The sequence below is a fragment of the Protofrankia sp. Cas8 genome (assembly GCF_963555845.1).
Lineage (GTDB): Bacteria > Actinomycetota > Actinomycetes > Frankiales > Frankiaceae > Protofrankia.
The window spans coordinates 44,038-44,348 of sequence record NZ_CAUVXI010000008.1; the positions used below are offsets into that span (position 1 = coordinate 44,038).

The 311-nt window shown below is 72.7% G+C and carries 1 protein-coding gene; it reads left to right on the top strand.

All coding sequences use genetic code 11. The annotated features are described in order from the left end of the window. Positions 1 to 311, top strand: a 311-nt coding sequence (locus tag U9977_RS02950) for a tetratricopeptide repeat protein (protein WP_322747593.1), incomplete at both ends; no start/stop codon positions are given.

Sequence of the window (311 nt, forward strand, 5' to 3'; positions counted from 1 at the left end):
TCGAGCGGGTTCTCGGCCCCGACCACCCCGACACCCTGACCACCCGGCACAACATCGCCACCTGGACCGGGCAGACCGGTGATCCGGCCGAGGCGCTGCGGCTGTCCCGGGAGCTGCTACCCGCCCTCGAGCGGGTTCTCGGCCCCGACCACCCCACCGCCCTGACCACCCGGCACAACATCGCCACCTGGACCGGGGAGACCGGTGATCCGGCCGAGGCGCTGCGGCTATTCCGAGAGCTGCTACCCGCCCTCGAGCGGGTTCTCGGCCCCGACCACCCCACCGCCCTGACCACCCGGAACAACATCGCC